Below are 3,494 nucleotides of genomic sequence, written 5' to 3'. Positions count from 1 at the left end.
CACCCATCCCGGTCACATGGCCGTTGCCGGGCGATTCCGCGGCGGCCGAGCCCTTCTCAGGGCCCCGTCTTTGGCGCTAAAAGGGCGGCGAACCCGGACCCTTGCCCGCTCCCTTTGGCGCGGTTTTTGCTGCTTTTTCGCGAAAGGCAGCTTCCTGAACGCCATCCCTGAAGAAAGCCCATCATGACGCGTATCGATGCCCACGGATTGAAGATCGCCCCTGTCCTGTTCGATTTCATCGCCAAGGAGGCCGCGCCCAGGACGGGGATCGATCCTGACAAGTTCTGGGCCGGGCTGGCCGCCATCATCCGCGATCTCGGGCCCAAGAACCGCGAGCTCTTGGCGTTCCGCGACACCCTGCAGGGCAAGATCGACGACTGGCACCTCAGCCACAAGGGCAAGCCGATCGACCTCAACGCCTACACCGCGTTTTTGAGGGAGATCGGCTATCTGCTGCCCGAGCCCGCCACGCACACGGTCGAGACCGCTGATGTCGACGAGGAGATCGGCAGGATCTGCGGACCGCAGCTCGTCGTGCCCCTGACCAATGCGCGCTATGCGCTGAACGCCGCCAATGCGCGCTGGGGCAGCCTTTATGACGCGTTCTACGGCACCGACGCGATCCCGCACGATCCGAGCGAGAGCGGAAAAGGCTACAACAAGGCGCGCGGCGACAAGGTGATCGCCAAGGCCAAGGCGTTCCTCGATGCCGCGGTGCCGCTGGCGACCGGAAGCCATACCGACGTCACCTCCTACAGCGTGATCTCGGGGCAGCTCGCGGTGAAGCTGAAGAGCGGCAACGCCACCGCGCTGAAAACCGCCGCGCAATTCGCCGGCTACCAGGGCGATGCCGCGGCACCCTCGGCCATCCTGCTGGTCAACAACGGCATGCATATCGAGGTCAAAATCGATCGCAAGAACATCATCGGCAAGGACGATCCGGCCGGCGTCGCCGACATGATTTTGGAATCCGCGGTCTCGACCATCCTCGACATGGAGGACAGCGTCGCCGCCGTCGATGCCGAGGACAAGGTGCTGGTCTATCGCAACACGCTCGGCCTGATGGACGGCACGCTGTCGGCCGATTTCGAAAAAGGCGGCAAGACGCTGACGCGCGCGCTCAACGCCGACCGCGTCTACACCACGCCGGAGGGCAAGACACTGACCTTGCACGGCCGCAGCCTGTTGCTGATGCGCAATGTCGGCCATCACATGTTCACCGACGCGGTGCTGGACGACAAGGGCGAAGAGATTCCGGAGGGCATTCTCGATGCCGCGGTCACGGGCCTGCTGGCGATCCATGACCTCAAGGGCCATTCCAAGGTCAAGAACAGCCGCACCGGCTCGGTCTATATCGTCAAGCCGAAGATGCACGGCCCCGACGAGGTGGCGCTGACCTGCGAGCTGTTCGGCCGAGTCGAGAAGCTGCTGTCGCTGCCGGAGAACACCATCAAGGTCGGCATCATGGACGAGGAGCGCCGCACCACGGTCAACCTCAAGGCCTGCATCCAGAATGCCTCCAAGCGCATCATGTTCATCAACACCGGCTTCCTCGATCGCACCGGCGACGAGATCCACACCTCGATGGAAGCCGGCCCGATGATCCGCAAGAACGACATGAAGGCGCAGCCCTGGATCAAGGCCTATGAGGACTGGAACGTCGATATGGGCCTGATCGATGGCCTGCCCGGCCATGCCCAGATCGGCAAGGGCATGTGGGCCGCGCCCGACAAGATGGCCGACATGCTGGCGCAGAAGATCGGCCATCCGCAGGCCGGCGCCACCACGGCCTGGGTGCCCTCGCCGACCGCGGCGACCCTGCACGCGCTGCATTATCACCAGGTCAATGTGCTGGCGCGGCAGCGGGAGCTCGCCAAGGCCGGCCCGCGCGCAAAGCTGAGCGACATCCTCACCATTCCGGTTTCGCAATCGAACTGGGCGCCGGACGATGTGCGGCAGGAGATCGACAACAACTGCCAGGGCATCCTGGGTTACGTGGTGCGCTGGATCGACCAGGGCGTCGGCTGCTCGAAGGTCCCGGACATCCACGACGTCGGGCTGATGGAAGACCGCGCCACCTTGCGCATCTCCAGCCAGCACCTGGCGAACTGGCTGCATCAGGGCGTCATCACCGAGGCGCAGGTGATGGAATCCCTCAAGCGCATGGCGGTCGTGGTCGACAAGCAGAATGCAGGGGACTCGCTGTACAAGCCGATGGCGCCGGCGTTCGATGGCGTGGCCTTCAAGGCCGCCTGCGACCTGATCTTCAAGGGCCGCACCCAGCCGAACGGCTACACCGAATACATCCTCACCGCGCGCCGCCGCGAGGCCAAGGCGCAAGGCTAAGACGCAAGGCTGAGGCGAAGGGGCTGAGGCGGCGGGCTGAATGCGCTCGCCGGCAAGTTGATAGTTGCGCCAGGGAACGTTCGAACGATCCTCCCGTTGAACGGTTTCTCAACCGAAGGGAGACGACAATGGATTGGAACCGGGTCGAAGGAAACTGGAAGCAGTTCAAAGGCGCCGCCAAGGAAAAATGGGGCAAGCTGACCGACGACGACCTCAACGTGATCGAAGGCCGCCGCGAGCAGCTCGAAGGCAAGCTGCAGCAGCGTTATGGTTTTGCCAAGGATCAGGTCCACCGCGATGTGGACGACTGGTTCAGGATGCTGAAGTGATCGGCGCCTGCAACGCATAATGAAGGCTCAAAGCAATGGTGAAGGCCCCGGCGAATGACCGCCGGGGCTTTTGTTGCTGGACGATCGATTGCATGAAACCTGTCGTTTCCCAGTTCTCAGTGCGTGGAGGCCGTGAGCCAAGCGCGGAGACATTCATCCAGGCAGACAGCCCCGGCGCGCCCGCCGGGGCTGTCCGGCAAAGCGCGGTGGTTTTTTGCCGGTTTGTGAGCCACGGGACGACCGATGAATCCTGTCGTTTGAATCCTGCTTTTTTTCCAGGCAGTCTGACCTCATCCTGAGCCCCTAGCACCGAAAGGGGCTCAGGATGAGGTTCGGAGCCAGAGGCTCGATTGGTCTCGCGCCGCGCGTGGGGTCGCTGGCGAGGTCATTAACAAATTATTCTGCGCTACCGTGGTAGTACGGCAAGAGTACTGACCCAAGCCTTCGCTACCCCCGCAGGATAGTCCGCATGATGAACCGTTTGACCATTTCCGCGCTGCTGAAGGCCGTGATCGCAACGACCGCGCTGGTCCTCATTGCCATCTTCGCCTTCAACGCCTGGGACTCATGGGGACGGCTGCAATCGGCCGACCGCAGCGTCAAGGTCAGCGAAGCCTCGGCGTTCCTGTTCAAGGCGATGGCCAACATGCGCGCCGATCGCGTGAACACGGCGCGCGCGGTGACCTCCGACAGACTGGATTCCGCGGCCGAGATCTATTTGCGCTCGATCCGCGATGCCGAGATGCCGGCGCTGGCCCGGGCGCTCGAACTCTTGCCGGCCATCGCGTTCGCATCGAAGCAGACGCTGCTGCCCGAGCT

The 3,494-nt window shown here is 63.3% G+C and carries 2 protein-coding genes and 1 pseudogene; all 3 read left to right on the top strand.

Annotation, left to right across the window (positions count from 1 at the left end):
• The first annotated feature begins 183 nt into the window (after positions 1–183).
• Entirely contained in the window at positions 184–2,346 is a 2,163-nt protein-coding gene (locus tag WCB02_RS12065) for a malate synthase G (RefSeq protein WP_423958429.1), read from the top strand.
• A 128-nt stretch (positions 2,347–2,474) separates the two neighbouring features.
• Positions 2,475–2,675 (top strand): CsbD family protein, encoded by a 201-nt coding sequence (locus tag WCB02_RS12060; protein WP_423958428.1) that lies wholly within the window; start codon positions 2,475–2,477, stop codon positions 2,673–2,675.
• Between the two features lie 472 nt (positions 2,676–3,147).
• Positions 3,148–3,494 (top strand): annotated as a pseudogene (locus tag WCB02_RS12055) (methyl-accepting chemotaxis protein); the annotation flags it as partial.

This window comes from Bradyrhizobium sp., assembly GCF_049581145.1.
Taxonomy (GTDB): domain Bacteria; phylum Pseudomonadota; class Alphaproteobacteria; order Rhizobiales; family Xanthobacteraceae; genus Bradyrhizobium.
This window is presented reverse-complemented; position numbering and strand designations above follow the sequence as displayed.

What these genes read in the sequence shown, in the direction of transcription:
- WCB02_RS12060 (WP_423958428.1), top strand. Translation starts at nt 2,475, where the DNA reads ATGGATTGGAACCGGGTCGAAGGAAACTGGAAGCAGTTCAAAGGCGCC.
- WCB02_RS12065 (WP_423958429.1), top strand. Translation starts at nt 184, where the DNA reads ATGACGCGTATCGATGCCCACGGATTGAAGATCGCCCCTGTCCTGTTC.